Source organism: Synechococcus sp. OH2, from assembly GCF_047462155.1.
Lineage (GTDB): Bacteria > Cyanobacteriota > Cyanobacteriia > Thermostichales > Thermostichaceae > Thermostichus.
The window spans coordinates 11,448-11,741 of the sequence record NZ_JANSIR010000126.1 but is presented as its reverse complement, the minus strand read 5'-3'; positions in this window follow the sequence as shown (position 1 = coordinate 11,741).

Sequence of the window (294 nt, the reverse complement as noted above, 5' to 3'; positions counted from 1 at the left end):
TAAAGCGGATGGGGAAACCCCACCCGCCTGCGCGGTGGGGTAGTTCATCCGAGTGATCCGGATCACTTCGAGAGGGGGGAAAACGCCAGAGACTAGAGCTGGGTTGAAGACGTTGGCAACGACGGCATCAGCTCACTCACAGGGAACTGGCCAAGGCTGGTGGCATCTCGTCCACCAGTCTTTTTTGTTTTGGTCAGAAAAAGGATCCCGGCCCACAACCGGGATCCCCTGCTGTTTACTTTTTAGCCTAGGCCTTTGCCCCTACCCACTACCCCCGTCAGCGGTGCAAGTAGG